Below are 25,025 nucleotides of genomic sequence, written 5' to 3'. Positions count from 1 at the left end.
ATCACGCCTGCCATGAAGTTGGCGATGGCCACTTAGCTCCACTTCTGGCGACCGCTAGAAGTGGGGGGATTACCGAGTGACCACCGTCAACCTGTAGAGCAGTCGTCATGAACGTCTGCGGATTCAAGGTTGTTTCCGATAGCGGTACTCCAGCGGTACAGAGCTGAGTTTTTCCCATCTTCGCCAAGCTGCGCTAAACTGCTGTCGCAACTTACTTTTCTATTCTGCTGCTTACGTTGTCTTATGCTTGGTTTCCTGAGCATAGCGTGTTGACGACAAACTCATAATCCTTTGGTTGAAGGTTCGAATCCTTCTGGGCCCACCAATGAAACGCAGGCACTTGGACGCGCGTCCAAGTGCCTTTTTTGTGGCTCGGAAACTACCGGGAAACGTCTTCTTCTTCGCTGATCGCGTAGTTGGCGTCTTCTGGATAAGCAATTGCGTGTGCGGTATTCATCGTGCGGCTCCGTTGCGGTGCGCTTGCTTGCGCAGCCAAGTAAGGACGTCAACCGCGGGGTCCTCATGCATGCAGACATGCATCCGACCCAGCACGATGCTCTGCGTATCGCCGCCCGGCAAGACGTCATCAAGGCCGGTGGCTTCGCAGGCGATCAGGACCGGCGGCAGATCAGGCTGCGCGTGGGAATGCAGCATGGCCAGCACATAGCCCTGCATCATTTCGAAGCTGAGGGTGACGTCTGTGCAGACGCGGAACTGTTTGCTAGTGCTCATTGCCGTACCTGCACATCTAAGGCATCGACGGCAGTGATCGCTGCAGCAGCGTCGGCAATCGTGATGGCCCGGGTTGTCTTGCCTGTACTCCCGATGCGTGCCATCAGGCTCAGCCACGCGGTATGGCTGCATTCGAGGGTGTTGGCGATTAGACCCACATGCTGGGGCATATGGCGCGCCGCAGACGCGGGCGCTACTTGGGTGTTGTAAGACATGCTGGACTCCTTTTGTGTTTTGGAATCCGCCACGCCGAGACCAATCGGGGTGGCGGACAGTGCGCGGTTGGTCTGCCGGCCAAAAGGAACCGGTGGGCCTTGCGGCCCCCGCGCACCGCCCGCCATAAAGCTGGCCGGCATGCGCCCGCGACGATGCGGGTGAAAAAAAAGCGCCATGCATCGATCGATGGGCGCTGGTGCGCCTTTTGATTCGGGAGACCAATCCCGGTCGCCGAATGTGCGACGACGCACGCATACTCGCTCCGGCTCCTGGCGCGTGTCAACGGGAAAGCGCGGGAGTTTGCGTAGCGCATTCACGACGCACGGAATGATGGGGCGAATCGGAACACCGGTGGGCCCAGAAAATCTGGGCCCACTTCGGCTGGGTCAAAACTCCTGCCAACCTGCGCCGTCTGTTGAGCCAGTGATGGACGCGAGTTTGCGCGGTGCTCGGTGCGGGACAGCGTTTGCGGCTGTCTTCAACGGCGCTGCCTTCTGCTTGCTGCTTGAGCTGGCGATGGCGGTTTTAGGAAAATTTGCTTGGATCGGAAGAACTTTCTCTTTGTCGATCTTGAGGACCGCTACCGCCTCGGTCAGCTGCGTGGCTTGTTCTTCCATGGCACGGGCTGCAGCGGTCGCCTCCTCAACCAGTGCGGCGTTCTGCTGCGTGGTTTCATCCATCTGCGTCACGGTGATGTTGACCTGCTCGATGCCTGCCGACTGTTCCTGTGAGGCTGCAGAGATTTCACCCATGATGTCGGTGACGCGCTGCACGCTGGAGACGATCTCGGCCATCGTGGTGCCCGCCGTGTGCACCAGCGCAGAACCTTCGGTGACGCGCTCGACAGAGTCATCGATCAGGGTCTTGATTTCCTTGGCCGCGGCGGTGGAACGCTGGGCCAGGGTCCGCACTTCCGATGCAACCACCGCAAACCCACGACCTTGCTCACCAGCCCGCGCCGCCTCCACGGCAGCATTCAAGGCCAGGATGTTGGTCTGGAACGAGATGCCGTCAATCACGCTGATGATGTCGGCAATCTTCTTGGACGAGGCTTCGATGCCGGCCATGGTCCCCACGACCTTGCTGACGATCTCGCCGCCTTGCGAGGCGACGCCTGCGGCACCGATCGCCAACTGATTGGCTTGACGTGCATGTTCCGCGTTCTGGCGAACCGTGGAGGTCAGCTCTTCCATGGAGGCAGCCGTCTCCTCCAGGTTGGCCGCCTGCTGCTCGGTGCGCTGCGACAAATCCTGGTTGCCGGCGGCAATCTCGCTGGCCGCCGAATTGATGGACACTGCCGACTGCTGGATGCGCCCAACGATCTCTGCAAGCTGCGCAGCAGTGGTGTTGGCGTCATCGCGCATCTGGACGAAGACCCCCTTGAACTCGCCGGTCATGCGCGCGGTGAGGTCACCTGCAGCGATGGATTGCAGCAGCGAGGACAGCGATTGCAGGTTGCTGTCCGCGGTGGCCATGAGCAGGTTCAAGCTCTCCACCATGACGCGGAAATCGTACTGGAAGCGCTCGGCATCGCCGCGCGCCGTGAAGTCACCGTTGGCGGCGGACTGCGCCAGCTGCTTGATCTCGATGTTCATGGCAGACAGGTTTGCCTTGACCTCGTCCATGGTCTGCGTCAGCACGGCTTTTTCACCGGGCAGGCGCTCCATGCTCTCGCTCAGGTCACCAATGGCATAGCGGCCCATGATCCGTGCAAGGTTCGACTGCACGGCCAGGTGGGAGGCCACAAGGGCATTGGTGTCCTCGGCCATGCGGCCATAGTCGCCCGGGAAGGCCTGGGCATCCATGCGGAAGCTGGTCTGGCCTTCATCGTGGCGCCTGGCCATGTCGGCCTGTGCGGTCAGAAGTGACTGAAGCTGCGTTTGCATGCCCTGCATGCCCTGCATGGCGCGCAGCAACCGGCCGGTTTCGTCCTTGGCCTGTGTCTGCACGTTGTTGCCGAGCTGGCCATTGGCGATCGCCTCGGCCGCTTTCGTGGCGCGTGCCAGCGGCTGGGTCAGGCTTCGGGTGATGAGCCACGCCAGCAGGCTGCTGACCAGGACGACAGCGGCACCGCCAAGGATGAGCAGGAGCTTGCCCCGATCCATCGACTTGACTGCTTCTGCGTAGGCCTGTCTGCTCTGTCCTTCCTGACGGGTGACGAGTTCGCGGATCTTGTCCTGCCAGGCGAGGGTGGCGGGCCGCCCTTGCTCACTGAGAATGTCCTGGGCCTGCGCGTTCTCGTTCCTGGCTGCCAGTGCGATGACTTCGTCGTTGAACTTCACGGAGGTCGCCCGACGCTCGTCCATCTCGGCACGAATCTTCCGCCCTTCCTCCGAGCTGGACAGGGCGTCCAGCTTGGTGCGCAGCTCCTGGTAGCGCTGGCGCTGGGCCTTGATCGTGTTGAGTGCTTCGGTGTTGAGTTCTTCGCTTGTCGCCATGGCATACGTGCCCAGTGCGATCAGGAGCGAGGAGTTGGCATCCAGCATGCCGTTGCCGATCTGGATCTTGGCGGTGCGGTCGAGAACGATGAAGTCCAGCTGTGCGCGTGCGTTCGCCATGGTGCTCAGGCCGGTGGCCACAAGCAGGCCTGAGAGAAGAATCAAAATTCCAAATGCAACGGCCAAGCGGTGGCCGACGTTGAAGCGTTGAAGAAAAGCGATCATGGACGTCCCAGGAGAGATCAGTGGATGCATCGATGTCCAGGCTGTTGGCGAGCCTGGCATCGGCTTCCCGATAACGGCGCTCTCGTTCAAAACTGGAATGCCTGTCACTAAACGATCCGCTAACCCTTCAGAAAACGTCCGAGCTGTCGGGGTGCTCCTGACGCATGTCAGGCAGCGTGGTTGCGCAAAGCAATGCCTTGTCGGCACCGGCGAAGCCGATCGAGGTTACACACTCGAACAGTTGGCGGCATGGAAGGCTCGCATCGAGCGCGGCTTCCCACAGACGATGAAGCAGTCGTCGTGCTGCCCATTGCTAGGCTGCGCTAACCGAGCCTGTGCTTGATACGTTGCACGCAGCCATCCAGCGTTTGGCGTAGTCATACGCGGCGCGTTGGTCGGCAAAGGCGACACATGGACGTTGGTATCGGTGCAACGTGATGCCGCCGGGCTTGGAAAGCAGAAGCTCCGGCAGGAACTTTCCATCGCACGGAATGATGTGGGCAGTGAGCAGGTAATCGCCCACGTGCCGGATTGCGGTGACGCCCATAGACATCCTCCTTGATGGGGCAGGCACCTACCTTCATCCAACATCAGTGTCAGACGTTCGGCTATCGATGCTCGCCGAGTAACACGCCATCATTGAAGAAAAAGCCTCAAGCCGCTATCGGCAATAGACGAATGTGACTGTAAGTGTTTTCCTGACCCGCCGATGGTGGTGCCGCTGTCAGTGCCCAGCGTGCCCTTGACCTTGAGGCTTGACTTGGTCTTGAGGGCTTGGCGATGGGATTGGGTGCTCATTGCTTCCGGTCGGATTCGCGCTTAGCAGTGGACCAACCTTGATGAGCTGATCGGTATTGTTGAGCTGCTGCATTACCTTGAATCAGATGGCCCCTCACTGGGTGCTGAGCCTCTTACGTTCAACGTTTCAACCATCAGAACTTCTTGACATGGCGAAGGGCTTGAGATGTATGGCTCACGAAACGCCCGTGGCGCAATTTTTGCGCTGCCGGACGCGGGACCGATGGTCGCTCACCCCGCGCGACGCTTGAGCAGCGTCTTGCCGGCACCCATTAAGAAGTCCGATCGGTGGCTACGCCCGTGTGGGTGCCGGGCGGGATAGCCGTCTTATATGCTTGCATACGAGTGAAGGCTTCGACCATCCCTTCCTGTCGGTAGTAGGGTGCCCGCGATTCTCCGGCGATGGCACTTCTGGCGAGCTTTTGCAGACCTGGCCGCTGCCATCGAGAGCAAGGCAGTGACGATGGAGCATGTGCAGTTCGTCGGCTGTCGAGCCGAAGAAAATCCCTGCGCCGTCATCGATAGACGGCGGTAGTTGATGATGCGAATACCGGTGACCAGCGAGACGTTGCCGGTTGCTTGCAGCCCTTGCACGAAGCCGAAGTGCGAGCGAACGGGCTTGCTGCGCTCAACCTCGGCGATAATCTCGTCGACAAACCGAGCGCTCGCAGCCCGCCCGTCGGAACCGTTGAGCGTGAGCGTCAGCTCGAACGTGTGCGGTTGGCCCCGTGGCTGCTGCTGCCACCACTCGCGGATGGTCACCGCATCACAGAACGAGGCCACCACCATGCGGACGCTGTTGGCGGTGCTCTTGCGGCGCTGAATTGCCATGGCGCTACGCAGGCGCGAACGCTTGACCGCATCGCTCCAGTCGGCCTTCCAGTCGTCGACCGATAGCGTCCACGCCAGCCATCGCAGATGGCCGGCTGGGCACGTATCCGGATTCCACAGATCTGAATACTGCAGCGGGATCGCTTCCAGGCGCTTGGTGACGGCCGCCAGGCGCGCTCCATCGGCGTGGCGTTGGGTGGCAGCGGTGAACTACTCATCGATGCCGGCGTGCACGATGTCGATCGCGGCGCAGTAGGCGGCCTGCGTGCGGCTGATCCGGATGTCGGCGGCAGGCGAGTCCAGTTCGACGCGCTGCACACTATCGGCGAACAGCTTGGCCTTGATCGCCGATTCGGGCACGTCGCGACCGATGCGGTGTGCCTCATCCAAATACGCCTGCAGGCTGCGCAGTGCCTCGCGCATGACGACCGCCGAGTCCGGGCCAGCGTAGGTGTAGACGCGCCCACGAATGGCATACGGGACGATCTGGGCGCTCTGGACAGAGACATTGTCAGTCAGCGGGCGTACGTCATCGTTGATGAGGATCGCAGCGACCTCGTCCAGATCAGGCTGCGCGTGGGAATGCAACATCGCCAGCACATAGCCCTGCATCATCTCGAAGCTGAGGGTGATGCCCGTGCAGACGCGGAACTGTTTGCTCAGGCTCATGGCCGCACCTGCGCATGCAAGGCATCGACGGCAGCGATTGGTGCACCATCTCCGGCAAGCGTAAAGGCGTGGATGGCCTTGTCTGTATCTGCGAGGCGTGCCATCCGGCTCAGCCACGCGGCATGGCTGCATTCGAAGGTATTGGCGATCAGGACGATATGCTGGGCGATCTGACGCGCCGCAGAAACGGGTGCTTGTTGGGTGCTGTAGAACATGGTGCTGACTCCAATTCGATGAGCGAACCATCCACCACGCCGCCAAGCAGGGTGGACGACCGAACGGGGTTGGCGGACCGGGTCAGCGCCGGCAGGCTTTGCAGCCTCCCCGTCCGACCGTCCATAAAAACAGACAACGCCGGGCACGAAAAAGCCGCAGAGCATGCTCAATGCGGCTTTCGCCGCTGACAGTCGGGCCGCCAAGCCTGGTCGCCGAATATGCGGCGACGCACGCATACTCGCTCCGGCTCCTGACGCGTGTCAACGGGAAGCGCCGGAGTCTGCGTCACGCATTTCAAGAATCTCTGGCACTGCGTGGTCGTGCCTGCCGCATCTTCAGACTGGGCTCTAGTGGTCGATGAGCGAGCACACGCGTCAAGGTCAAGGCAGCTAGCCATGTCGCCCAACCTCTCATGTCGGGCATTGGCCAATGCGCCAGTCTGGCCGCACGCGGCTGTCACGCCGCCACTTGTCGTGCTGCCATATCCAAGCTACCGAGGTCGTTGGAAGGTCCATCAAGACTTGCTGGGGCAGGGTTGGTCAATGGCGAGTCGCCGGCAATCACGTGCACCGCCAATGCAAGGGACGACGCGTCACTCGCGTACACCTCCATGTGCGCTGCAGCCCCGCGCAGGAGCATGCCACTGCGCTGCGATATCCGTATGGAGACGAATTCGCAGGGCGCAGCGGCAGCCGCCGGCGGATGCATCGACGCGATGGATGCTTCTCGTCAGGTTGCGATCAGGTTGCGGCCGGATAGTCGGTGTAACCCTCGGCACCGCCGCCGTAGTAGGTGTCGCGATCCGGAGTGGCGAGCGGGACACCTGTCTGCAGGCGTGCCACGAGGTCCGGGTTTGCAATGAAGGGCTGGCCGAACGCGGCCAGGTCGATCACTCCCTGGTCGATCAACCGAGTGGCCCATTCCAGGGTCAATTTGCCCGCAAGGATCACGGTGCCGCCGTAGCTGCGCTTGAACGCTGCGAGGAACGTTTCGCTCATGTCGGGAGAGCCGTTTGCGTGGTTGTCGTTTAGATGCACATACGCAAGCGCACGCTTGGCCAGTTCTTCGGCCAGGTACAGATAGCTGGCCTCGCTCTCCGCGTACGCGGGCATGTCGAATTGGCGATTGTTCGGTGCAAGGCGGATTCCCACCTTGCCCGAGCCGATGCGCGCTGCCACCGCATCCACGGTCTCGAGAATGAGCCGCGCCCTGTTCTGCAGCGAGCCACCGTAGGCGTCGACACGGTCGTTGGTGATCGGGTTGAGAAACTGCTCGAAAAGGTAGCCATTGGCCGCGTGGATCTCGATGCCGTCGAAGCCTGCATCGATCGCGCGTTGGGCCGCCTGCTCGAAATCCCTGACGATGCCCGGTACCTCTTCGGTCTCGAGCGCACGCGGCGGGCTGGGCTCAACCGTGCCCCGCGTTCCGTCCTCGCGGTAGATGAATGCAAAGCTCTTGGAGCTGGATGCAACCGGGCGCGTGCTCGCGCTCACCGGATCAGCGCCATTGGGCTGTAGCGAGGTATGCGACATGCGGCCCACATGCCACAGCTGGGCGAAGATATTGCCCTGCTGGACATGCACCGCATCGGTCACCACCTTCCACCCGGCGACCTGCTCCTGCGACCAGATGCCGGGCACATCGATATAGCCCTGGCCTTGCTGCGAGACAGGCGTGCCCTCGCTGACAATCAGGCCTGCGCTTGCGCGTTGGGCGTAATACGTCGCCGTCAATGCGTTCGCAACGTATTCCGGATTGCGGGCGCGGGTCATCGGTGCCATCACGATGCGGTTGCTCAGCCGGGTGTCGCCGAGATCGAAGGGTTGAAAGATCTTTGATGTCATGGGGGCTAGTTGGTGGGAATAGGCTAAAGAAGGTAAGGTTGACTTCGATGCACATAAAGGTGCCAGGAGTCCCGTCATTGGGGACATCAATTCCCCAACGGAGGTCGGATGATTCCTGTCGAGACACTCAATGGGCTGGTCACCTTCGTCACTGCGGCACGTTCCAGCACATTCACCGAGGCGGCCGCGTCGCTGGGGATCTCGCGCTCGGCGGTAGGCAAGGCGATCGCCCGCCTGGAGGCGCGGCTGCGCGTGCGCCTGTTCCATCGCACCACGCGCCGCATCGCGCTCACCGCTGACGGCGAATCCTATTTCGCTGCATGCGCCGCTGCGTTGGAAGAGATCGCCAGTGCTGAAGCCGGCCTGGCCTCGCAGTCGTCATTGCCCACCGGCCGGCTGCGTGTGGACATGCCGTCGTCTTTCGGCCGCCACGTCATGTTGCCGATCCTGCTTCGCATCGGCGCAGCGCATCCCGATCTCCACTACACGCTCTCCTTCAACGACCATCTGATCGACCCGGCCCAGGAAGGCATCGACCTGACGATCCGGTTTGGCGGACTTGAGAGTTCAGGTGGGCTGGTGGCACGCAAACTGGGACGCCAGCGACTGGTGCTATGCGCATCAACCGCGTATCTCGCTGCGCACGGCACTCCCCGCACGATCAAGGACCTGCAGGCGCATCGCAGCATCGTCGGCTTCCGTAACGGCCAGCCTGTTGGCTGGAGGTTTGGCGGCAAGGTGACCGACCGCGATTTTGTGCCGCAAGGAACGCACCAGTTGAATGACGGGGACGCTGTCATCGACGCTGCGATCGCAGGTCTGGGCATCTGCCAGATGCCGATCTCGCTGGTGCGCCCGCACATCCAGGCGGACAGGCTGCAGCTCGTCCTGGAAGAGTGCACGGGCTATTGCATCGAAATCTACGCGCTCTGGCCGCGCACGCGTCACTTGCGCCCGAAGGTGCGCTACGTGGTGGACGAGTTGGTGCGGCTTGCTGCGATCGGCACCTTCGACTGAAGGCGCAGCGCGATGCGCGCTGCCGCCGCCAGCGATACCTGTCACCAGGTCCGGCGGCTTGAGTCGGGTTGAAGCGCTACCTGCCTAGCCGGCCTGCGCATCCCAGAACCCCATGAGCTGCGTGATCGCGGCATCCATCGCCTTGAAGCTCATGCCATCCCGGGCGAGCGTGGAGAGCCCGAGCAGGAAGCTGTCGAACACGCAGGTCAGTGCGGCAGCGTCGGCGGCCGGCCCGAGGTCTCCGCTGGCGATGGCGCGGTCCACGCAGGCGCGGATGCCGGCGCGGGTGCGGGCGCGCGAGCGCGTCAGCGGCGCGCACAGTGCCGAGAACTCCGGCGACGGCGCGCTCATCACTCCCAGCGTGACCATGCAGCCTTTCGGGTGGCCGCGCTCGCACTGCATCTTGGCCGAGCGGCGCAGCGCGAGTTCCACCGCCTGTTTCGGGCCGAGCGTGGTGTCCCACAAGCAGTGGGTCACCTTTGCATAGGTCGCCAGGTAGCTGTCCATGCATTCCCTGAAGAGCGCTTCCTTCGAGCCGAACGCGGCATAGAAGCTGGGCGCGGTGATGCCGCCGCCAATCGCGGCCTTGAGCTGGCTCAGCGAGGTGGATTCGTAGCCCTGTTCCCAGAACAGGTGAAGCGCCTGCTCGACCGCGGCGTCGCGGTCAAAGCTGCGCGGCCTTCCCATTTGCGCCATGGCGCCCTCCGATCTCTACATCAAGACTAGTCGATACATATGTCGTTGACAATGATGCTGCACCGCGGATATATATATCGAACGATACAGATCAGGATTTGGTATTGCCGGCTGGCAGGTCTCAAGACGAAGACCTTTTTTTTGGCCTAGATATGTATCGATCGATATTGATATAGCCAGCCAGGCAGAAATCTCCCTCCCCAACGAAGGACAGCGTGTGACTTCTCCAACTGCATCCACCGCCGGCGCGATCCCGCCGCCATTACCGATCGCCGCCCTGTTGGCGCTGGCCATGACCGGTTTCATCTGCATCGTGACCGAAACCCTGCCGGCAGGGCTGTTGCCGCAACTGTCCGCAGGCCTTGGCATCAGCCCGGCACTGGCCGGGCAGACGGTGACCGCGTACGCGCTGGGTTCGGTGGTGGCTGCCATCCCGCTGACCATTGCAACCCAGCAGTGGCGGCGGCGTAACGTGCTGTTGCTCACCATCATCGGCTTCCTGTTGTTCAACTCGGTCACTGCACTGTCGAGCAATTACAGCCTGACCTTGGTGGCGCGCTTCTTTGCCGGCGCGGCAGCAGGCCTGGCGTGGAGCCTGCTTGCCGGTTATGCGCGGCGCATGGTGCAGCCGGACCAGCAGGGCAGGGCCATGGCGATTGCGATGGTGGGCACGCCGGTTGCGCTCTCCCTCGGGGTGCCGCTGGGCACCTGGATGGGTGGCCTGCTGGGCTGGCGGAGCGCGTTTGCCGCCATGTCCGGATTGACGCTGATCCTGATCGTGTGGGTGCTGCTGAAGGTGCCAGATTACCCGGGCCAGTCCGCAGCGCAGCGGGTGCCGCTACGCAAGGTGCTTGGCACGCCGGGCGTGCGCCCGGTGCTCGCCACGGTGATGGCGTGGATGCTGGCCCACAACATCCTGTACACCTATGTGGCGCCGTTTGCTGCCCACGCCGGGCTGGGCCATCGTGTGGATGTGTTGCTGCTGATCTTCGGCGTTGCGGCATTGGCTGGCATCGGCGTGGCAGCAAGGCTGGTGGAGCAGCACCTGCGTGGCACGGTGTTGGTGTCGTTGGCAACGTTCCTTGCGATCTCGGTGGTGCTGGCATTCCTGCAGAACGTGCAGCCTGTGGTCTACGTGTGTGTGGCGGTGTGGGGCCTGACCTTTGGCGGCGCGGCGACCCTGCTGCAGACGGCACTTGCCGACAGCGCAGGCGAAGGCGCCGATGTGGCGCTGTCGCTCAATGTGGTTGCCTGGAACAGCGTCATCGCCGGCGGTGGTGTGGTGGGCGGCGTGCTGCTGGACCACTGGGGCGCGCAGACTTTCCCGGTTGCCATGGCCTTGCTGCTGGCCATCGGATGGTTGATTGCATGGCGTGCCAGGCGCCATGGGTTTGCCGCGGGCGCACGCTCGCCGGTTGCCGGCCACTAGCGCGCCGCCCCTGGTTTCCTTCCCGGCTGCGTTCGCTTGGCATACCTCGAGCGCAGCCGAGGGCCTGTACCGGCGTTTGTGTGCGGATATGCGTTTCATATACGATTCGTATATTCACAACATTGGAGCTTGCATGGGAATCGTCAATATCGATGACGAACTGCACGATCAGCTGCGTCGCGCGTGCACGGTGACCAGCCGGTCGATCAATGCGCAGGCCACGTTCTGGATCAAGGTCGGCATGCTGTGCGAGATGCATCCGGAGTTGTCGTTTCAGCAGATCGTGGCGCAGGAGCTGCGGGCGGCGGGCGTGCGGCCGCCATCCTTGAAACCGGCGCGGACATGATCAAGCAGCCGGCGGAGATTGCGTTGATGGCCAACGCAGGTGCGCTGCTGGCGCAGGTGTTCCATGCTCTGGATCAGCTGCCGCTGGCAGGCCGCAGCACGCTGGAACTCAACGACTTCGTCGAGCGGATGATTGTCGATGAGCTGGGCGCGCGGCCGGCCAGCAAGGGGCAGTACGACTTTCCCTTCGTGCTCAACGCCTCGATCGATGATGTGGTGTGCCATGGCGTTCCCGCGGCCGCGGACGTGCTGCGCAACGGGCAGATCGTCAATCTGGATATCACGCTGGAAAAGAACGGCTATATCGCCGACTCCAGCACGACGTACCTGGTGGGCGAGGTGGCATATCCGGCGCGGCGGTTGGTGCAGGCTGCCTATCAGGCGATGTGGAAGGGGATTGCCGCGGTACGTCCGGGCGCGCGGCTGGGCGATATCGGTCATGCGATTGCACGGCATGCGCGCGAGCAGGGCTATAGCGTGGTGAAGGAATATTGCGGGCATGGCATCGGCCGGCAGATGCATGAGGAGCCGCAGATCCTGCACTACGGGCATGCCGGCACCGGGATGCCGCTGCAGGAAGGCATGGTGTTCACCATCGAGCCGATGCTCAATCAGGGCAGGGCGGCGATCCGCGCCGAGCCGGATCACTGGCCGGTGCATACGCGCGACGGCACGTTGTCGGCGCAGTTCGAGCACACCGTGGCGGTGACGCGCACCGGTGTGCGTGTGCTGACCTTGCGCCCCGGGGAAACGCCGCTGTGTGTGCTGGGGTGAGCGCTTCGGACGGGCGGCGTGCGGCCTGCACCGGCGGTCGCCCCTTGCTCGTTGATTGCTCTGCCGCGGCCAGACTGCGGCAGGTCAGCAAGACTGCTGCACACTAGATCGCATGGCTGGCGTCTCCCGTGCGCCGGCACCCTGATCCGGCGGAGCGCTGGTCTTCCATGCAGCCACTTGCCCACAACGCCACGCACGCCGTGCACCCGGCGGTCGCACCCTGGCGACGGCCGCTGGAGTGGTTGCGCCGGCAGTTGCGTGCCAACGATCTGTGGTTCATCGGGTTGGCGGCGCTGGTCGGGCTGATCGCCGCGGCGCTGATGGTGGTGCAGGCTGGTATGGCGCACGTGCTGCAGGCTTGGCTGTACGGGCTTGCGCCGGGTGAGCGACTCAGTACCGCCGAATCGATCACCACCACCCAGTTGCTGGCGTTGCCGCTGGGCGGCCTGTTGGTGGGCCTGGTGGCATTGCTGGCGCGGCGGCGCAAGCGGCCGCTGGTGGATGCGGTGGAAGCCAATGCCTTGCACGGTGGGCGCATGTCGATGCGCGACAACCTGATCGTTGCGGTGCAGACGCTGCTGTCCAATGGCGTTGGCGCATCGGTGGGACTGGAGGCGACCTATACGCAGATGGGCGCAGGCGCGGGGTCGCAGCTGGGGCGCGTGTTGCGGGTGCGCCGGGCCGACATGCGCACGCTGGTCGGTGCCGGTGCGGCCGGCGCGATCGCCGGTGCGTTCGGGGCGCCGCTGGCCGGTGCGTTCTACGCGTTCGAGATCGTGATCGGTGCCTATACGCCGTCGGCGCTTGCGCCGGTGGCTGCGGCGGCCCTGGCCGGTGCGTTCATGGCCAACGCGCTCGGTGCCGCGCCGTATTCGTTGCCGGCGGCGGTCGCCTATCAATTACAGCCGCGCGACTATGCGATCTACATCGCGCTGGGGCTGACCTGCGCGTTGATCGGCATCGCGGTGATGCGGCTGGTGGCCGGTATCGAACGCGCCGTGGGGCGGATCGCGCTGCCGATCTGGGGCCGCCCGGTGGTGGGCGGGTTGTTGTTGATTCCATTGGCGATGTACTCGCCGCAAGTGCTGTCGTCGGGCCATGGCGCCCTGCATCTGGACCTGACCAGCAGCAGCACGCTACAGGTGTTGGCCAGTGTGCTTGTGCTCAAATGCATCGCGTCGGGCATCTCGCTGGGCTTCGGCTTCCGTGGCGGGTTGTTCTTCGCCCCGTTGTTCATGGGCTCGCTGGTGGGCAGCCTGTTTGCGGTGTTCCTGAATCTGCTGGTCGGGGCCGCGGCAGTGGACATCACCAGCGCCTCGTTGGTGGGCATGGCCGCGTTGGCGGCGGCCATTGTCGGTGCGCCGATGACGATGGCCATGCTGATCCTGGAAGGCACGCACGACTTTGTGCTGGCGAGCGCGGTGATGGTGGCGGTGCTGGTGGCCAATACCGTGGTGCGCCAGGTGTTTGGCTATTCGTTCTCCACCTGGCGCCTGCATCTGCGTGGCGAAAACATCCGCAGCGCACGCGACGTGGGCTGGGTGCGCAATCTGTCGGCCGGCAAGATGATGCGCAAGGACGCCAACCACACCGCGCACGACACCACGGTCAGCGAGTTTCGCCGGCGGTTTCCGTTGGGGTCCACGCAGCGCGTGGTGCTGGAAGACGCGGCCGGCCATTACGCCGGTGTGGTGCCGCTGGCGGTGCTGTACGCGGACAACGTGCAGGCCGATGCGCCGGTGAGCGACTACGCCAGGCATCGGGATGCGGCGTTGCTGGCAGACACCGACATCGTGGCGGTGATGAAGGTCTTCGACGCCACGCAGGCCGACGAGCTGGCAGTGATCGATGCCCAGCGCAAGGTGCTGGGCGTGCTGTCGGAAAGCTTCGTGCGCAAGCGCTATGCCGAGGAACTGGAAAAACGCGAGCGCGAATTGATGGGAGAGCGTGTGGTCGGCGATGACTGAGCCACGTGCTGCCGGCAGCGGCTGAAGCGACAGGGCGCGTGCTGGTCCGGCACATCCACTGCGTACTCGGCAACGTCATGCGCCCGCGACACGTGCAGCTTGCCCATCGACAGCGGCACCATGCGATGCCAACACGCATCTTCCCAGCGGCCTGCGCGTTGGCGGCGCTCACGCATCGGCAGCGTTGCTCACCCTCGACTAGTCGACGCGTGTGCGCAGCAGCGCGCCATCGGGTTGTCCAGACCGGTATCAACGCGTTAGCATCGACATCCGTCCAAAACGATTTCCTCCGACACATGACACCACCCTGACCTGAGGCATCACGCGCTCGCAGTTGCTGCGAAGGTCCAGGTGTTTGACGTTCATGTAGTCGCGCGGTGTGTGTGCCGGTGCGCGGAGTCGTTTCAATGTCCAGAGTGTTCTCGTTGCGCCAGCAATGGCTCGGCAACGTGCGTGGCGATGTGCTCGCCGGCATCGTGGTCGCGCTTGCGCTGATTCCCGAAGCCATCGCGTTTTCGATCATTGCCGGCGTCGACCCCAAGGTTGGGCTGTACGCGGCGTTCTGTATTGCGGTGGTGACCTCGATCGCCGGTGGCCGGCCCGGCATGATTTCTGCCGCCACCGGCGCAATGGCGTTGTTGATGGTGGACCTGGTCAAGGACCATGGGCTGCAGTATCTGCTGGCGGCCACCGTGCTGGCCGGCGTGCTGCAGCTGATCGCGGCGGTATGTCGCCTGGGTGCGTTGATGCGCTTTGTCTCGCGCTCGGTGATCACCGGCTTCGTCAATGCGTTGGCGATTTTGATCTTCCTGGCGCAGTTGCCGGAGCTGGTCGGCATGCCATGGCCGGTCCACGCGGTGTGTGCGGCGGGCCTGGCCATCATCTATCTGCTGCCGCGCTTCACCACGGCGATTCCCTCGCCGCTGGTTGCCATCGTGGTGCTGACGGCGGTGTGCGCGTATTGGGACATCGACATCCGCAACGTGGGCGACATGGGCCGTCTGCCCGACAGCTTGCCGGTGTTCCTGCTGCCGGATGTGCCGCTGACGTGGGACAGCGTGCGCATCCTGCTGCCGGTGTCGACGACGCTGGCCGTGGTGGGCTTGCTGGAGTCGTTGATGACCGCACAGATTGTCGAAGACCTCACCGACACCCCGTCGCAGCGCAACCGCGAATGCGCAGGCCAGGGACTGGCGAACCTGCTGGCCGGTTGCTTCGGTGGCATGGCCGGCTGCGCGATGATCGGGCAATCGGTGATCAATGTGCGCTCGGGCGGACGTGGGCGCTTGTCGTGCCTGGTGGCCGGCGTCGTCCTGCTGCTGATGGTGGTGTATGGCGCGCCCTGGGTGCGCCAGATTCCGATGGCCGCATTGGTGGCGGTGATGATCATGGTCAGCATCGGCACCTTCAGCTGGGGGTCGTTACGCGATCTGCGCACGCACCCGGGGAGTTCGTCGGTGGTGATGCTGGGCACCGTTGTGGTCACGGTATGGACGCATGATCTGGCCCGCGGCGTGCTGGCCGGGGTGCTGCTGTCGGCGCTGTTCTTTGCGCGCAAGGTCGGGCGCATGTTGCAGGTGCAGGCCAGCGAGCGTGACGACGGGGTGCGCGTGTATGCGGTGCACGGCCAGGTGTTCTTTGCATCGGCCGGGCAGTTCGTGGCCAGCTTCGATTTCCCGGGCACGCCGCCGAAGGTGCTGATCGATCTGAGCCACGCGCACTTCTGGGACATCAGCGCGGTGGCGGCGCTGGATCGGGTGGTGCTCAAGCTACGCGCGCACGGTGCCGAGGTCGAAGTGGTCGGCGTGAATCAGGCCAGCGACACGCTGATCGACACCTTAGGAACCCATCGGCGCGATGGCGCGCGCCTGCAGCTGGGGCACTGAGTTCTGCTGCTCGTGCGCGACCCGCTCGACCACTGGCGCGGCCGTGTGGCGTGCATGTTCGTCCAGCAACGCGGACAGGCGACGGTGGCAGTCGCGGAAGGCCAGCGCGGAGGCCGGCATGTCGCAGGCATCGAAGGTTCTGGCCTCGGCCTTCCAGGCGGCGAGCAGGTCTTCCAGGTCGCGGATCAGGCTCGGCATGCGGGTGACTCCGTGGGCGTTTCCATCAGTACGGCCACGAGCGCCGGCCGGATGCAGTGGCGCTCGTTTGGCGCATGCGTGACCGGCATGAGTGCGCTGAAATCGTGCAGGACACACGTGCGCATCACATCTGCGGGAGGAGGGTGGCCGTGCGGTCTTTCACCGCTGGAGCTGACCATGAGCAATGACGAAAACGGCAACCGCGGCGTGGACGATCCGACCCCGCCCGATGGCATCAAGGCGCCGGGCAGGGACACTGCGCCGATCCAGGAAGGGCCTGCGCAGGACAGCGAGATCGATGACGACGATGGCATCGAAGATCCGGTGGAGGACGATGATGACCTGAGCGAGGAAGACGACGAAGACGAAGACGACGACCAGTAAGCGCGTCGCAGCGTTGCACGCGGCCGTGCATCGTTGACCCCGCATGCCGCCGGTTGCGCGGCATGTGCTGGCTGGGGCGGCCAGGCTGCCTAGACTTGGGGATTGCCCAGCCTGTGACGTCCATGGACACCTCGTTGCCGCCATTGCCCAGCATCGCGCTGGGCCAGTACCGCCACTTCAAGGGCGGCCGTTATGAAGTGCTCGGGGTCGTGCGGTGCAGCGAAACGCTGGCCCCGCTGGTGCTCTACCGTCCGTTGGACAGCGACATCGGTCTATGGGTGCGCCCGTATGCGATGTTCGTCGCGCAGGTCGAGGTGGAGGGCGTTGCGCGTCTGCGGTTCGAGCGAGTGGAGTAGGCGCTGCTTGGTCTTTCCGACGTTACAGGGTCGTTTGCGAGTGTGTTGGCAATGATGGCCGCCGCTGCTGCGCCCGTCACCACGCCCGATGGCCGCTATCTGATCGTGCGTGGCCGGCTCTGGCGTACCGCCAACCCGCATCTGGACGAAGACGTGCGTGCCGGGCTGGTCGGCGCATTGATGGACGCGCGACGCGCGGTCAAGGCGGCCAAGCGCGATGAGGATGCCGGGCGGCTGGCTGCAGCGCGTGCGGCGGTCGACCGTGCCAAGACGGCGCTGGGAGAGCGCGGCCCGGTGTGGTGGAGCGATGGTGCCAAAGACTTCAATCGGCATCTGGTCAAGAACACCCCGTACGCCGACTGGTTTGCGGCGCTTGTGGCGCCCGATGCCTGAGTGCCCGTTGCAGGCACCGGGCGAGGTTTGCCGCTGCCTGCAACGACAAGGCCCGGGAATCCCGGGCCTTGTCTGCTGGATCAAACGCCCAGCGATTTATCTGGACATGGCGAGCGTAGTGAGCAGCCGCGCTCAGCCCAGGTCGCAATTGCTCGGCTGCGGCCAGGTGGTGGCGGGCAGCATGGCCTTGACGGCGGCCGGCGCGGTGATGCCGATAGCGCTGGCGCCGTAGAGGTCTTCCAGTTCGTCGATGCTGACGATGTAGCTGTCCAGCGAACCGAGGTTGGCGCTGTTGGGAATCAGCCAGCTGATCGCGCGGGTGCCGCCGCCCGGGTTGGCGGTGATGATCGTCTTCCAGAAGAAATCCGGGGTGCGGATGCCGTGGCTGCTCAGGAAGTAATCGTTGGTGGTGTCGCTGTAGATCACTCCGCCGTAGACCTGCACGCTGGCGATGTCGCGGTAACACTCGGCCACGTTTTCCGCGCGCACCCAGATGCCCTGATTGAAGCTGGCCACCTGCGGCACGATGTTGGACATGAGGTTGGCGCGGCGGATGTAGGTCGCGTTGTAGTCCATGTGGTTGGAGGTCACCAAGTGCCCGCGATCGTAGCCGGTGCGCACGCTGGCGTAGGAGGCGGTGGAGGTCTGGCCGGCGCAGCCGCTGGGCAGTTCGGTGTCCAGATTGAAGCTGGACGGACGCGCCGCCGAGCCGGTATCGGCCTGCAGGACGTACTCATAACGCAACGCGGTGTGGTTGGTGCAGTCGTAGCGCAAGGTATAGCCGCCCTTGTTGAGGGTGACGACCTGGGCGTTTGCGCTGGCACTGGCAGCGGTGAACAGCAGAACGGCAAAGAAAGTCCGGAAGCGCATGGGCAGTGAATCTCCTGGAAAATCAATCGGACGCACGACGCCACCGCCGGCTGCTGTGGGCAGACCGACGCTCAGCGGAACGCGCGCTGGAAGGGGGACAGTTGGCTCGGTATTTAGCGAGCGCGACAGCTATCGCATGCAAATGTTGCTTGGTGGTGACGTAGGCGTGAGGAATGTGCAGTCGCGCCAGTTTTTCCGGCAAAACTGTGATAAGTTTTGCGCATTGGCCGGCATACGGCTGGCATGCGATAAGCGCGTGGTTATGCCTGGAGCGCGCGGATGCGCCTGCTGCGTCGGTCTTTTTGCGATGGCGCACAGCTGCGCCATCAGCAAGGCACGGTCGCTGCTGTCGGACAACTGCCCGCGTGGAGGTCGGGGTATATGCTGGCACCCGCGGTCAGATGGACAACCGCGGGAGTGCAGTCGCGAACACCGCAGTGCCGGTCATCGGCGCAAGATGCGCGTGGCTCGCTTTGAAACGATGCCGGACCACCGCTGCGTTCGCCGCCTGCGGGCATAAAAAACCCTCTTCTGCAGCCATGCAGAAGAGGGCGTCGTGGGTGTCGCAGGACGATCCGGTTGATTGACTATGCAGCGTCTCTTTCCAGCTGCTGTGCGCTGGCAGGCTCCAGCTGGAACAGCGAGACCAGCTGGGTCAGGGTGCTGGACTGCTTCTCCATCGCCCGTGCCGCGGCCATGGCTTCTTCCACCAGCGCTGCATTCTGCTGGGTGGTTTCGTCCATCTGGATCACCGTCTGGTTGACCTGCTCGATGCCGGCCGATTGCTCGCTGGAGGCGGCGGTGATCTGGCCCATGATGTCGGTGACCCGGTTCACGCTGGCGACGATCTCGGTCATGGTGGTGCCGGCCTTGTGCACCAGCACCGAGCCTTCGGCCACCTTGCCCACCGAGGCGTCGATCAGCTCCTTGATCTCCCTGGCCGCAGCGGACGAACGCTGTGCGAGCGTGCGCACTTCCGAGGCCACCACCGCAAAGCCACGGCCCTGTTCACCGGCACGCGCCGCTTCCACTGCCGCGTTCAAGGCCAGGATATTGGTCTGGAAGGCGATGCCATCGATGACGGAGATGATCTCGGCGATCTTCCTCGATGAGGTTTCGATTCCCGACATGGTGCCGACGACCTGGCTAACCACCTCGCCGCCCTTCGAAGCCACACTGGCCGCATTGCGTGCCAGGTCGTCGGCCTGCAGCGCGTGTTCGGCGTTCTGCCGGACGGTGGAGGTGAGTTCCTCCATCGAGGCGGCGGTTTCTTCCAGGTTGGCGGCCTGCTGCTCGGTACGCCGCGACAGGTCCTGATTGCCGGCGGCAATTTCGCCGGCAGCCGTATCGATCTCCGACGAGGAATGCTGGATACGCCCGACGATGTCGGTCAGGCGATCCACCGTGGTGTTGGCATCGTCGCGCATGCGCGCAAACACGCCGGCGAAGTCGCCGTGCATGCGCGTGGTCAGATCGCCGCTGGCAATCGCCTGCAAGACCTGCGACACCGCACCCAGGCTCTTGTCCGAGCTGCTCATCAGGTGATTGAGGTCCACCACGATCTGGCGGAAATCATGCTCGAACGCGGTCTCGTCGCCACGTGCGCTGAAGTCGCCCGCCGCCGCAGCCGATGCCAGGCGCTTGATCTCGCCGTTGATGGACAACAGGCTGGCCCGCACATCGTTGATCGATTGACTGATCACCGCCTTCTCGCCTGGCAACGGCTCCAGCTGCTGCGACAGGTCGCCGGCGGCATAGCGTTCGGTCAATGCGACGATCTGCATCGTCACCGCGATATGGCTGGACACCAGCGCGTTGCTGGCACGCACCATGCTGCCGAATTCGCCGGGGAAATCCTGCTCGGCGATGCGGTGACTGACCATGCCGGCTTCGTGCCTGTCGCCCATCTCGGTCTGCGCCTGGATCACCCGGCGCAGCTGACGCTGCATGCTGTCCATCGCCTGCAGCAGTTGGCCGACCTCGTCGTTGCGGCCGATCGAGATGCTGTTGTCCAGTTTGCCCGAGGACACCGCATGCGCAATGCCCACTGCACGGTTCAGCGGTTGGGTGATGGCGCGTGCCACGATCCAGCCGAAGGCGATGCACAGCACCGCACCGACCACACCCAACACCAGCCCGCCGATGCTTGCCGCCACCGAACTGTCCACCGCTTCCTGCACGGTGCCGCGGAAGCGTGCATCGGCACGCTTCTGCATGGCGGTCAGGGTGGTGCGATAGGTTTCCAGTGCCGGTGCCATGGCGCTCATCTGCGCCGCATCGGGTTCGCGCTGCTCCACGAACGCGGCGGCCACGCCGTGCGCCAGGCTGTAGTACTGATCGAACTGCTTGCCCAGGCCTGCCAGTTCCTTTGCATTGGCGGGATCGGATTTCTGCAATTTCACGTAAGAGGCGTGGATCTCGTCGGCCACCGGCTTGGTGGCCGCCAACATGTCGGCATCGCCGGCGGCAGCGGCGCCGTTGAGCCCGTTGATGAGCTTGTCCAGCGCAGCCACGTTGCGTGTCATGGCGTCGAGCATCGGGAAATGCACGTCGCGTACCGCTTCCAGGCGGTCGTTGTTGCGGTGAAAGACCAGCGTACTGAAGGCCACATAGCTCGATAGGCAAAGGATCGCCACCGCGGCCGGCATCAGGATTTTCCAGAACAACGGTAGCGACAGGATGCGTCTCATGACGTGAGTCTCGAGCAGGTGGCGGGTCACGGCTTCAGGACGACCTTGACGCTGGGGTCGACTGCGCTGGCACTGATGTAGCCGATGGCGCCCGGCGTGGCGGCGACGGCCTTCTTGACCGCGTCGTCGCCGCTGACACGCTTGGGACGCTGCGCCTTGCCGGTGAACATCAGCTGCGACCAGTACGACTTCAGCTGCGCCGAATCGCGTGAAGCCACTTTCTTGTAGAACTCATCGCGGGTGGCGACGCCTTCTTCCTGGTCGATCGGCACCGCCGCGCCGCCACCGGGCAGGCTGCTGGATTTGGCCAGGAAGATCTGCGACACCTGCGCGGCGCTGAGGCTGTCCGGGCCGCCCTTGGCCGCCATCACCACCACGACATCGGCATTGGCGCAGAACGCGGTCAGTGACAACGCGGCAAGCAGCGAGACTGCAAAACACTTGGAAATGGTCATGGGGGCTCTCTTAGAACACGAAGTCGACGGAGGCCGACAGCAGGTTGTAGCTGCCGCCCGGACGGAAGCCCGGCTGGATGTTGTTCAACGATCCGAACGAGCCCGCGTTGTTGTTGATGTGGCTGGCCTGCAGCTTGAACGCAACGCTCTCACGCGCGTCCCAACGCAGCGCGGCGGTGAAGCTGTGACGGCCGCTCTCGGCCTGCGCCAGTGCGCGGGTCATCACGCCGACCGGATCCTGGCCGGGCGCGATGCTCGGGCCCTTGCGATCGACGTTGGCATAGGTGATCGATGGCGTCAGCGTGCCGAAGCGCCCGCCGACACTGAGATAGCCAGAGGTGGTCTTGCCGTTGAGCGAAGGCGAGTAATCGGCGCGGATCACTTCGCTGCGCAGGAACCAGTTGCCCGGATCGTAGGCGTAACCCACGCTGGCAAAGCTGCCGTCCACGCCATAGGTGGTCAGGCGATCGGCCAATGCCGGGTTGATGCGTTGATAGACCGAGAACAAACGCTCCAGAGACGGGGTGTCGAAATCGGTGGTGCCCACGATGTAGGCAGCACGGAACGTCGACGCACCCGATTCAAGACCCAGCGCCAGCCCGCGCATGGCGTAGACATCGGCCTTTTTCGAATTGATGCGGCCGTAGAAGCCCTGCACGCTGACCACGCTCTGCCCGGCGTTGATGGTGTAGACGCCTTCGACGCCGTCCATCGGCAGCAGGTAGTTGTAGACCTCGTACGGCGGGCGTACCCACGGGGTGGCATAACCCACGCGCTGGTATTCGGAGAGCATGTACAGCGGCGCAGTGATGCGGCCCAGGCGTGCGGCGAACTGCGGGCCGAACTGATACTTCACATGCGCCAGCGTCACCTTCGGATCGTAATCGCCGCGCTCGGCGTACTCACTGGTCACCTGCAACACGCCGGTGAACTTCTCGGTGAAGTTGGCGTTGACCTGGCCGGCGATGCGCGAGTCCGGGCGTGCCGAGGTGGAGTGGCTGGCACCGGCACCTTCCACGGTCTGGATGTCGGGCGTGAAGTCGGCCTGGTCCTCGGTCGAATGCACCACGCCCAGCGTGCCGAAGCCGCTGAAAGAAAACATCGCGTCCTGCTGCGCGTAGGCGCAGGTCGACGATGCCAGGGCGATGGCGCCACTGAGAAGCTTGACGGTCAATTTCATTGAAATCTCGGCTGAGTGGGTGATGGACGCAGCGCCATCGGTGGCGCGGACAGAACGGTGATGGGCGTCGCACGCCCTGGATTGCGGTGGCGGCCGTCTGCATCGTTGCTTTAGCGATATTTTTACAATCGAGATTAGCCGGTTAAGAATCCGACGCGCTCAAAAAAGCAGGCGATAGTTTTGCTCTATCGAGGCAATTGATTCGCGTGTTTGAAACAGCGGACGTGACTATTGACGGACATAATCGTCCGCCTCCGTGGAACCCAGTGAGTGACACCAGCCACAGCGCGTTTTAGGCGGCCGAAACCGGCATTGCCGCCTTCGCAGCGCGTGCGCGTGCAAAAAACCAAACGCCACGCACTGGCAGGCCAGGCGTGGCGTTTGAGTTACTTCGGGCAAACGCGCTAGTTACTTAGCGCGAGTGCGTTACCGCTTTCGAAAATCCGGCCGGCTACGTGCACGCGTCACCAGATAACGACTGCCGAGCGACTGGAAACGGTTACTGGCGCTCCGTCTGCAACCGGCTTGCGACATTTTCATTCCACCAGCTGGCGCCGTACCGGATAACGCCAGCCGGTGATCGCCGCGTACGGCGAGCGTGCATAGATCCATTGCAGCCGCGCGTCGCCGTCGGCGCGGAAGGCGGCATCGTCTGCGAGCTTGCGCTCGAACTCGGCGCGCAGGGCGGCGTCGCTGCGCAGCACGCGCTCGCTGAAGTCCACCAGCTCGGTGCCGTACAAGCCACTATCGGGGCTGCCGGCATTGCGGAAACGTCCGCTGGCCAGCAATGAGTCGCTGCTGTGCGGTTCCAGCAATGCGGCCGCCAGCATGCGCATCGGTTGGTCGGCGGGCACGCGGATGCTGCCGGCGGCGAAGGCTTCGTCCGCTTCGTCGGTCTTCGGTATCTGGACGTCGGCCTGTTTCACCACGCGGATCTGCTGCACCTTGAGCTGACGCGGCTGCTGCAGGCGTTCGTAGGCGATGCCATGCGCCTGCAGCAGTGCGACCACATCGTCGTTGCCGGGCGGGATCCACCACGCGAGCGGGTAGCGCACGGCCTGGGTCTCGCGGTAGCCGATCACCGGCATGGTCCAGGTTTCGTCGTGTCCTTCCCAGCGCAGTTCCTGCCGGCCGGTCACCGGCGAGAACGCGCGGGCGTAGGTCACGCCCTTGAACGGCACCTGGGCGATCGGCTGTGGCAGGCGTTCCCAGGCGACCATCAGTTCCTGCGGGCGGGCGGCGCGATCGGCGCGCTTGGCCGCATCGATCTTTTTTGCATCGCGGGCAACCACGCGCAGTGCTGCTTCCAGCAGGACATAGTCGCCCAGCACGCGCTGCCGGTACGACTTCAAACGGTGGTTCTCCACCAGCACGGTGGGGATCCCGGCGAAGTCGCCATAGCCGGTGGAATAGCGCGGGCCTTCCGGCGAGTAACGCAGGCCCGAGCGCGGCTCGTCTTCGTCGATCAGGCTGGGATAGATCGCAGGCGCATGGCCCTGGTTGCGCAGCGCGGTGTTCACCGCCGGCGTAAAGCGTTGCTGCAGCCAGTCGGCGGTGGCGCGCGAGCGTGCATAGGTGCCCCAACCGGCGAAGGTAAAGGTGATGTCGTACTGGTGATCCAGCCCACCGCTGACATGCAGGTCGATGTAGAGCGCCGGATCCAGGCGATGCAGCAACGCGACCATCGCGCGCGTTTCCGGCGCCTCCAGGTTGAGGTAATCGCGGTTGAGATTGATGCCGCGCGTGGTGGTGTTCCAGCCCATCTGTTGCGGGCCGCGCAATGCGGCGCCGATCAGCGGGCCGCGCTGCTCGTGACCGTCGGCATTGAAGATCGGCACGAACACCAGATCCACCTGGTCGAGCAAGGTGTCCTTGCCGCGTTGCGCGATATCGCGTAGCAACATCAGGCCGGCATCCTTGCCATCGATCTCGCCGGCGTGGATGCCGGCCTGCGCCAGCATCACCGGCTTGCCAGGCGCGCCCTTGTGCGCGCGGACCAGCAGCAGGTCGCGGCCCTCGCTGCTTTTGCCGAACACTTCCAGCGACAGCAGCGGCGAGGCAGCGACCAGGCGTTCCAGCCAGGCGCGCGTTTCGTCGTAACTGGGGGTGCTGGCGAAATCGTTGCGCTCTGCCGGCGTGCTCCACGGATCGTCCGGCGTGGCGATCAACGCCTCGCTGGCTCCATGCCAGGCGCGCACCGGCGGTAGCGGCGCACTGGCGTCGATGGGCTGCGCGCTGGCCTGTGCGGCGCTGAACAGGGTTGCGGCGAGCAGGCCGGCAGCGGCACGCGTGGTGCCGCGGACCGTGGCCTCGGCTACGGCGTTGTGGCAGGCGCGTGCGGGAGGGTGCGAAGCTTGCGGAGCAAAGGGACGCGTATCGGAAGTCATATGGGACGTACGGGATCTCGATTGAGGGA

General features: G+C 64.0%; 23 protein-coding genes and 2 pseudogenes. 9 read left to right on the top strand and 16 right to left on the bottom strand.

Translation table 11 applies throughout. The features are described from left to right. Positions 1 to 453: 453 nt before the first annotated feature. The 9 genes and pseudogenes from LL972_RS01925 to LL972_RS01885 all read right to left on the bottom strand — a co-directional run bounded on the left by LL972_RS01925 (position 454) and on the right by LL972_RS01885 (position 7,969). On the bottom strand, positions 454 to 732 hold the full coding sequence (locus tag LL972_RS01925; protein ID WP_228326176.1) for a hypothetical protein: 279 nt from the start codon (positions 730 to 732) through the stop codon (positions 454 to 456). Further along, a complete protein-coding gene (locus LL972_RS01920; protein ID WP_228326175.1) occupies positions 729 to 1,124 on the bottom strand; it encodes a hypothetical protein in 396 nt (131 codons plus the stop codon). The genes LL972_RS01925 and LL972_RS01920 overlap by 4 nt, the downstream gene beginning before the upstream one ends. 210 nt (positions 1,125 to 1,334) lie before the next feature. Then, positions 1,335 to 3,611 (bottom strand): methyl-accepting chemotaxis protein, encoded by a 2,277-nt coding sequence (locus tag LL972_RS01915; RefSeq protein ID WP_228326174.1) that lies wholly within the window; start codon positions 3,609 to 3,611, stop codon positions 1,335 to 1,337. A gap of 313 nt (positions 3,612 to 3,924) precedes the next feature. Beyond that, positions 3,925 to 4,158, bottom strand: coding sequence for a hypothetical protein (locus LL972_RS01910; protein WP_228326173.1), 234 nt, complete (start codon positions 4,156 to 4,158; stop codon positions 3,925 to 3,927). 89 nt (positions 4,159 to 4,247) lie between these two features. Next, complete coding sequence (locus LL972_RS01905) at positions 4,248 to 4,409, bottom strand: hypothetical protein (protein WP_228326172.1); 162 nt, start codon at positions 4,407 to 4,409, stop codon at positions 4,248 to 4,250. 507 nt (positions 4,410 to 4,916) lie between these two features. Then, positions 4,917 to 5,458, bottom strand: a pseudogene (locus tag LL972_RS01900) (phage tail protein I); the annotation flags it as partial. Next, positions 5,451 to 5,804, bottom strand: a pseudogene (locus LL972_RS01895) (baseplate J/gp47 family protein); the annotation flags it as partial. The pseudogenes LL972_RS01895 and LL972_RS01900, both read right to left, overlap by 8 nt. Before the next feature lie 101 nt (positions 5,805 to 5,905). Then, positions 5,906 to 6,124 (bottom strand): hypothetical protein, encoded by a 219-nt coding sequence (locus LL972_RS01890; RefSeq protein WP_228326170.1) that lies wholly within the window; start codon positions 6,122 to 6,124, stop codon positions 5,906 to 5,908. Positions 6,125 to 6,865: 741 nt separating this feature from the next. Continuing rightward, the gene (locus LL972_RS01885) at positions 6,866 to 7,969 is read right to left on the bottom strand and encodes an alkene reductase (RefSeq protein ID WP_228326192.1); all 1,104 of its coding nucleotides are present in this window, start codon (positions 7,967 to 7,969) and stop codon (positions 6,866 to 6,868) included. A 108-nt stretch (positions 7,970 to 8,077) separates the two neighbouring features. Between LL972_RS01885 and LL972_RS01880 the strand changes: the two genes are divergently transcribed. Next, positions 8,078 to 8,986, top strand: a complete 909-nt coding sequence (locus tag LL972_RS01880) for a LysR substrate-binding domain-containing protein (protein WP_228326169.1) — start codon at positions 8,078 to 8,080, stop codon at positions 8,984 to 8,986. An 84-nt stretch (positions 8,987 to 9,070) separates the two neighbouring features. Here the strand turns inward: LL972_RS01880 and LL972_RS01875 are convergent, their stop codons facing one another. Further along, entirely contained in the window at positions 9,071 to 9,682 is a 612-nt protein-coding gene (locus LL972_RS01875) for a TetR/AcrR family transcriptional regulator (protein ID WP_228326168.1), read from the bottom strand. Between the two features lie 217 nt (positions 9,683 to 9,899). On the opposite strand from LL972_RS01875, the gene LL972_RS01870 reads away from it, so the two are divergent. The 5 genes from LL972_RS01870 (at position 9,900) to LL972_RS01850 (ending at position 16,083) form a co-directional block, all read left to right on the top strand. Continuing rightward, on the top strand, positions 9,900 to 11,111 hold the full coding sequence (locus LL972_RS01870) for an MFS transporter (protein ID WP_323134198.1): 1,212 nt from the start codon (positions 9,900 to 9,902) through the stop codon (positions 11,109 to 11,111). A gap of 133 nt (positions 11,112 to 11,244) precedes the next feature. Next, positions 11,245 to 11,457, top strand: coding sequence for a ParD-like family protein (locus LL972_RS01865; protein ID WP_228326167.1), 213 nt, complete (start codon positions 11,245 to 11,247; stop codon positions 11,455 to 11,457). Next, on the top strand, positions 11,454 to 12,230 hold the full coding sequence (map, locus tag LL972_RS01860) for a type I methionyl aminopeptidase (protein WP_228326166.1): 777 nt from the start codon (positions 11,454 to 11,456) through the stop codon (positions 12,228 to 12,230). Before LL972_RS01865 ends, map begins: the two co-directional genes overlap by 4 nt. Positions 12,231 to 12,397: 167 nt before the next feature. After that, positions 12,398 to 14,197 carry a chloride channel protein gene (locus LL972_RS01855; RefSeq protein ID WP_228326165.1) on the top strand — a complete coding sequence of 600 codons (1,800 nt, stop codon included), beginning with the start codon at positions 12,398 to 12,400 and terminating at the stop codon, positions 14,195 to 14,197. A 407-nt stretch (positions 14,198 to 14,604) separates the two neighbouring features. Further along, positions 14,605 to 16,083, top strand: coding sequence for a SulP family inorganic anion transporter (locus tag LL972_RS01850; RefSeq protein ID WP_228326164.1), 1,479 nt, complete (start codon positions 14,605 to 14,607; stop codon positions 16,081 to 16,083). Here the strand turns inward: LL972_RS01850 and LL972_RS01845 are convergent. Then, positions 16,036 to 16,281, bottom strand: a complete 246-nt coding sequence (locus LL972_RS01845) for a hypothetical protein (protein ID WP_228326163.1) — start codon at positions 16,279 to 16,281, stop codon at positions 16,036 to 16,038. The genes LL972_RS01850 and LL972_RS01845 overlap by 48 nt on opposite strands. 177 nt (positions 16,282 to 16,458) lie before the next feature. Between LL972_RS01845 and LL972_RS01840 the strand changes: the two genes are divergently transcribed. The 3 genes from LL972_RS01840 to LL972_RS01830 all read left to right on the top strand — a co-directional run bounded on the left by LL972_RS01840 (position 16,459) and on the right by LL972_RS01830 (position 17,414). Further along, positions 16,459 to 16,665 (top strand): hypothetical protein, encoded by a 207-nt coding sequence (locus LL972_RS01840; RefSeq protein WP_228326162.1) that lies wholly within the window; start codon positions 16,459 to 16,461, stop codon positions 16,663 to 16,665. A gap of 122 nt (positions 16,666 to 16,787) precedes the next feature. Continuing rightward, positions 16,788 to 17,021: a DUF1653 domain-containing protein gene (locus LL972_RS01835; protein ID WP_228326161.1), complete on the top strand. Its 234-nt coding sequence runs from the start codon at positions 16,788 to 16,790 to the stop codon at positions 17,019 to 17,021. Positions 17,022 to 17,075: 54 nt separating this feature from the next. Further along, a complete protein-coding gene (locus LL972_RS01830; protein WP_228326190.1) occupies positions 17,076 to 17,414 on the top strand; it encodes a hypothetical protein in 339 nt (112 codons plus the stop codon). Positions 17,415 to 17,546: 132 nt separating this feature from the next. Here LL972_RS01830 and LL972_RS01825 read toward each other — a convergent pair whose 3' ends face one another. The 5 genes from LL972_RS01825 to LL972_RS01805 all read right to left on the bottom strand — a co-directional run bounded on the left by LL972_RS01825 (position 17,547) and on the right by LL972_RS01805 (position 24,996). Continuing rightward, positions 17,547 to 18,284, bottom strand: coding sequence for a DNA/RNA non-specific endonuclease (locus LL972_RS01825; RefSeq protein WP_228326160.1), 738 nt, complete (start codon positions 18,282 to 18,284; stop codon positions 17,547 to 17,549). Positions 18,285 to 18,871: 587 nt separating this feature from the next. After that, positions 18,872 to 21,004, bottom strand: coding sequence for a methyl-accepting chemotaxis protein (locus tag LL972_RS01820; protein ID WP_228326159.1), 2,133 nt, complete (start codon positions 21,002 to 21,004; stop codon positions 18,872 to 18,874). Beyond that, positions 21,001 to 21,429 carry a substrate-binding domain-containing protein gene (locus LL972_RS01815; protein ID WP_104583171.1) on the bottom strand — a complete coding sequence of 143 codons (429 nt, stop codon included), beginning with the start codon at positions 21,427 to 21,429 and terminating at the stop codon, positions 21,001 to 21,003. The genes LL972_RS01820 and LL972_RS01815 overlap by 4 nt, the downstream gene beginning before the upstream one ends. Before the next feature lie 10 nt (positions 21,430 to 21,439). Continuing rightward, the gene (locus LL972_RS01810) at positions 21,440 to 22,609 is read right to left on the bottom strand and encodes a hypothetical protein (RefSeq protein WP_228326158.1); all 1,170 of its coding nucleotides are present in this window, start codon (positions 22,607 to 22,609) and stop codon (positions 21,440 to 21,442) included. 536 nt (positions 22,610 to 23,145) lie between these two features. Beyond that, positions 23,146 to 24,996, bottom strand: coding sequence for a M14 family metallopeptidase (locus LL972_RS01805; RefSeq protein WP_228326157.1), 1,851 nt, complete (start codon positions 24,994 to 24,996; stop codon positions 23,146 to 23,148). Between the last annotated feature and the right edge of the window lie 29 nt (positions 24,997 to 25,025).

The organism is Xanthomonas campestris pv. asclepiadis (assembly GCF_020784175.1).
GTDB lineage: Bacteria > Pseudomonadota > Gammaproteobacteria > Xanthomonadales > Xanthomonadaceae > Xanthomonas > Xanthomonas campestris_D.
This window is presented reverse-complemented; position numbering and strand designations above follow the sequence as displayed.

What these genes read in the sequence shown, in the direction of transcription:
- LL972_RS01925 (WP_228326176.1), bottom strand. Translation starts at nt 732, where the DNA reads ATGAGCACTAGCAAACAGTTCCGCGTCTGCACAGACGTCACCCTCAGC.
- LL972_RS01920 (WP_228326175.1), bottom strand. Translation starts at nt 1,124, where the DNA reads ATGGCGCTTTTTTTTCACCCGCATCGTCGCGGGCGCATGCCGGCCAGC.
- LL972_RS01915 (WP_228326174.1), bottom strand. Translation starts at nt 3,611, where the DNA reads ATGATCGCTTTTCTTCAACGCTTCAACGTCGGCCACCGCTTGGCCGTT.
- LL972_RS01910 (WP_228326173.1), bottom strand. Translation starts at nt 4,158, where the DNA reads ATGGGCGTCACCGCAATCCGGCACGTGGGCGATTACCTGCTCACTGCC.
- LL972_RS01905 (WP_228326172.1), bottom strand. Translation starts at nt 4,409, where the DNA reads ATGAGCACCCAATCCCATCGCCAAGCCCTCAAGACCAAGTCAAGCCTC.
- LL972_RS01890 (WP_228326170.1), bottom strand. Translation starts at nt 6,124, where the DNA reads ATGTTCTACAGCACCCAACAAGCACCCGTTTCTGCGGCGCGTCAGATC.
- LL972_RS01885 (WP_228326192.1), bottom strand. Translation starts at nt 7,969, where the DNA reads ATGACATCAAAGATCTTTCAACCCTTCGATCTCGGCGACACCCGGCTG.
- LL972_RS01880 (WP_228326169.1), top strand. Translation starts at nt 8,078, where the DNA reads ATGATTCCTGTCGAGACACTCAATGGGCTGGTCACCTTCGTCACTGCG.
- LL972_RS01875 (WP_228326168.1), bottom strand. Translation starts at nt 9,682, where the DNA reads ATGGCGCAAATGGGAAGGCCGCGCAGCTTTGACCGCGACGCCGCGGTC.
- LL972_RS01865 (WP_228326167.1), top strand. Translation starts at nt 11,245, where the DNA reads ATGGGAATCGTCAATATCGATGACGAACTGCACGATCAGCTGCGTCGC.
- map (WP_228326166.1), top strand. Translation starts at nt 11,454, where the DNA reads ATGATCAAGCAGCCGGCGGAGATTGCGTTGATGGCCAACGCAGGTGCG.
- LL972_RS01855 (WP_228326165.1), top strand. Translation starts at nt 12,398, where the DNA reads ATGCAGCCACTTGCCCACAACGCCACGCACGCCGTGCACCCGGCGGTC.
- LL972_RS01850 (WP_228326164.1), top strand. Translation starts at nt 14,605, where the DNA reads ATGTCCAGAGTGTTCTCGTTGCGCCAGCAATGGCTCGGCAACGTGCGT.
- LL972_RS01845 (WP_228326163.1), bottom strand. Translation starts at nt 16,281, where the DNA reads ATGCCGAGCCTGATCCGCGACCTGGAAGACCTGCTCGCCGCCTGGAAG.
- LL972_RS01840 (WP_228326162.1), top strand. Translation starts at nt 16,459, where the DNA reads ATGAGCAATGACGAAAACGGCAACCGCGGCGTGGACGATCCGACCCCG.
- LL972_RS01835 (WP_228326161.1), top strand. Translation starts at nt 16,788, where the DNA reads ATGGACACCTCGTTGCCGCCATTGCCCAGCATCGCGCTGGGCCAGTAC.
- LL972_RS01830 (WP_228326190.1), top strand. Translation starts at nt 17,076, where the DNA reads ATGGCCGCCGCTGCTGCGCCCGTCACCACGCCCGATGGCCGCTATCTG.
- LL972_RS01825 (WP_228326160.1), bottom strand. Translation starts at nt 18,284, where the DNA reads ATGCGCTTCCGGACTTTCTTTGCCGTTCTGCTGTTCACCGCTGCCAGT.
- LL972_RS01815 (WP_104583171.1), bottom strand. Translation starts at nt 21,429, where the DNA reads ATGACCATTTCCAAGTGTTTTGCAGTCTCGCTGCTTGCCGCGTTGTCA.
- LL972_RS01810 (WP_228326158.1), bottom strand. Translation starts at nt 22,609, where the DNA reads ATGAAATTGACCGTCAAGCTTCTCAGTGGCGCCATCGCCCTGGCATCG.
- LL972_RS01805 (WP_228326157.1), bottom strand. Translation starts at nt 24,996, where the DNA reads ATGACTTCCGATACGCGTCCCTTTGCTCCGCAAGCTTCGCACCCTCCC.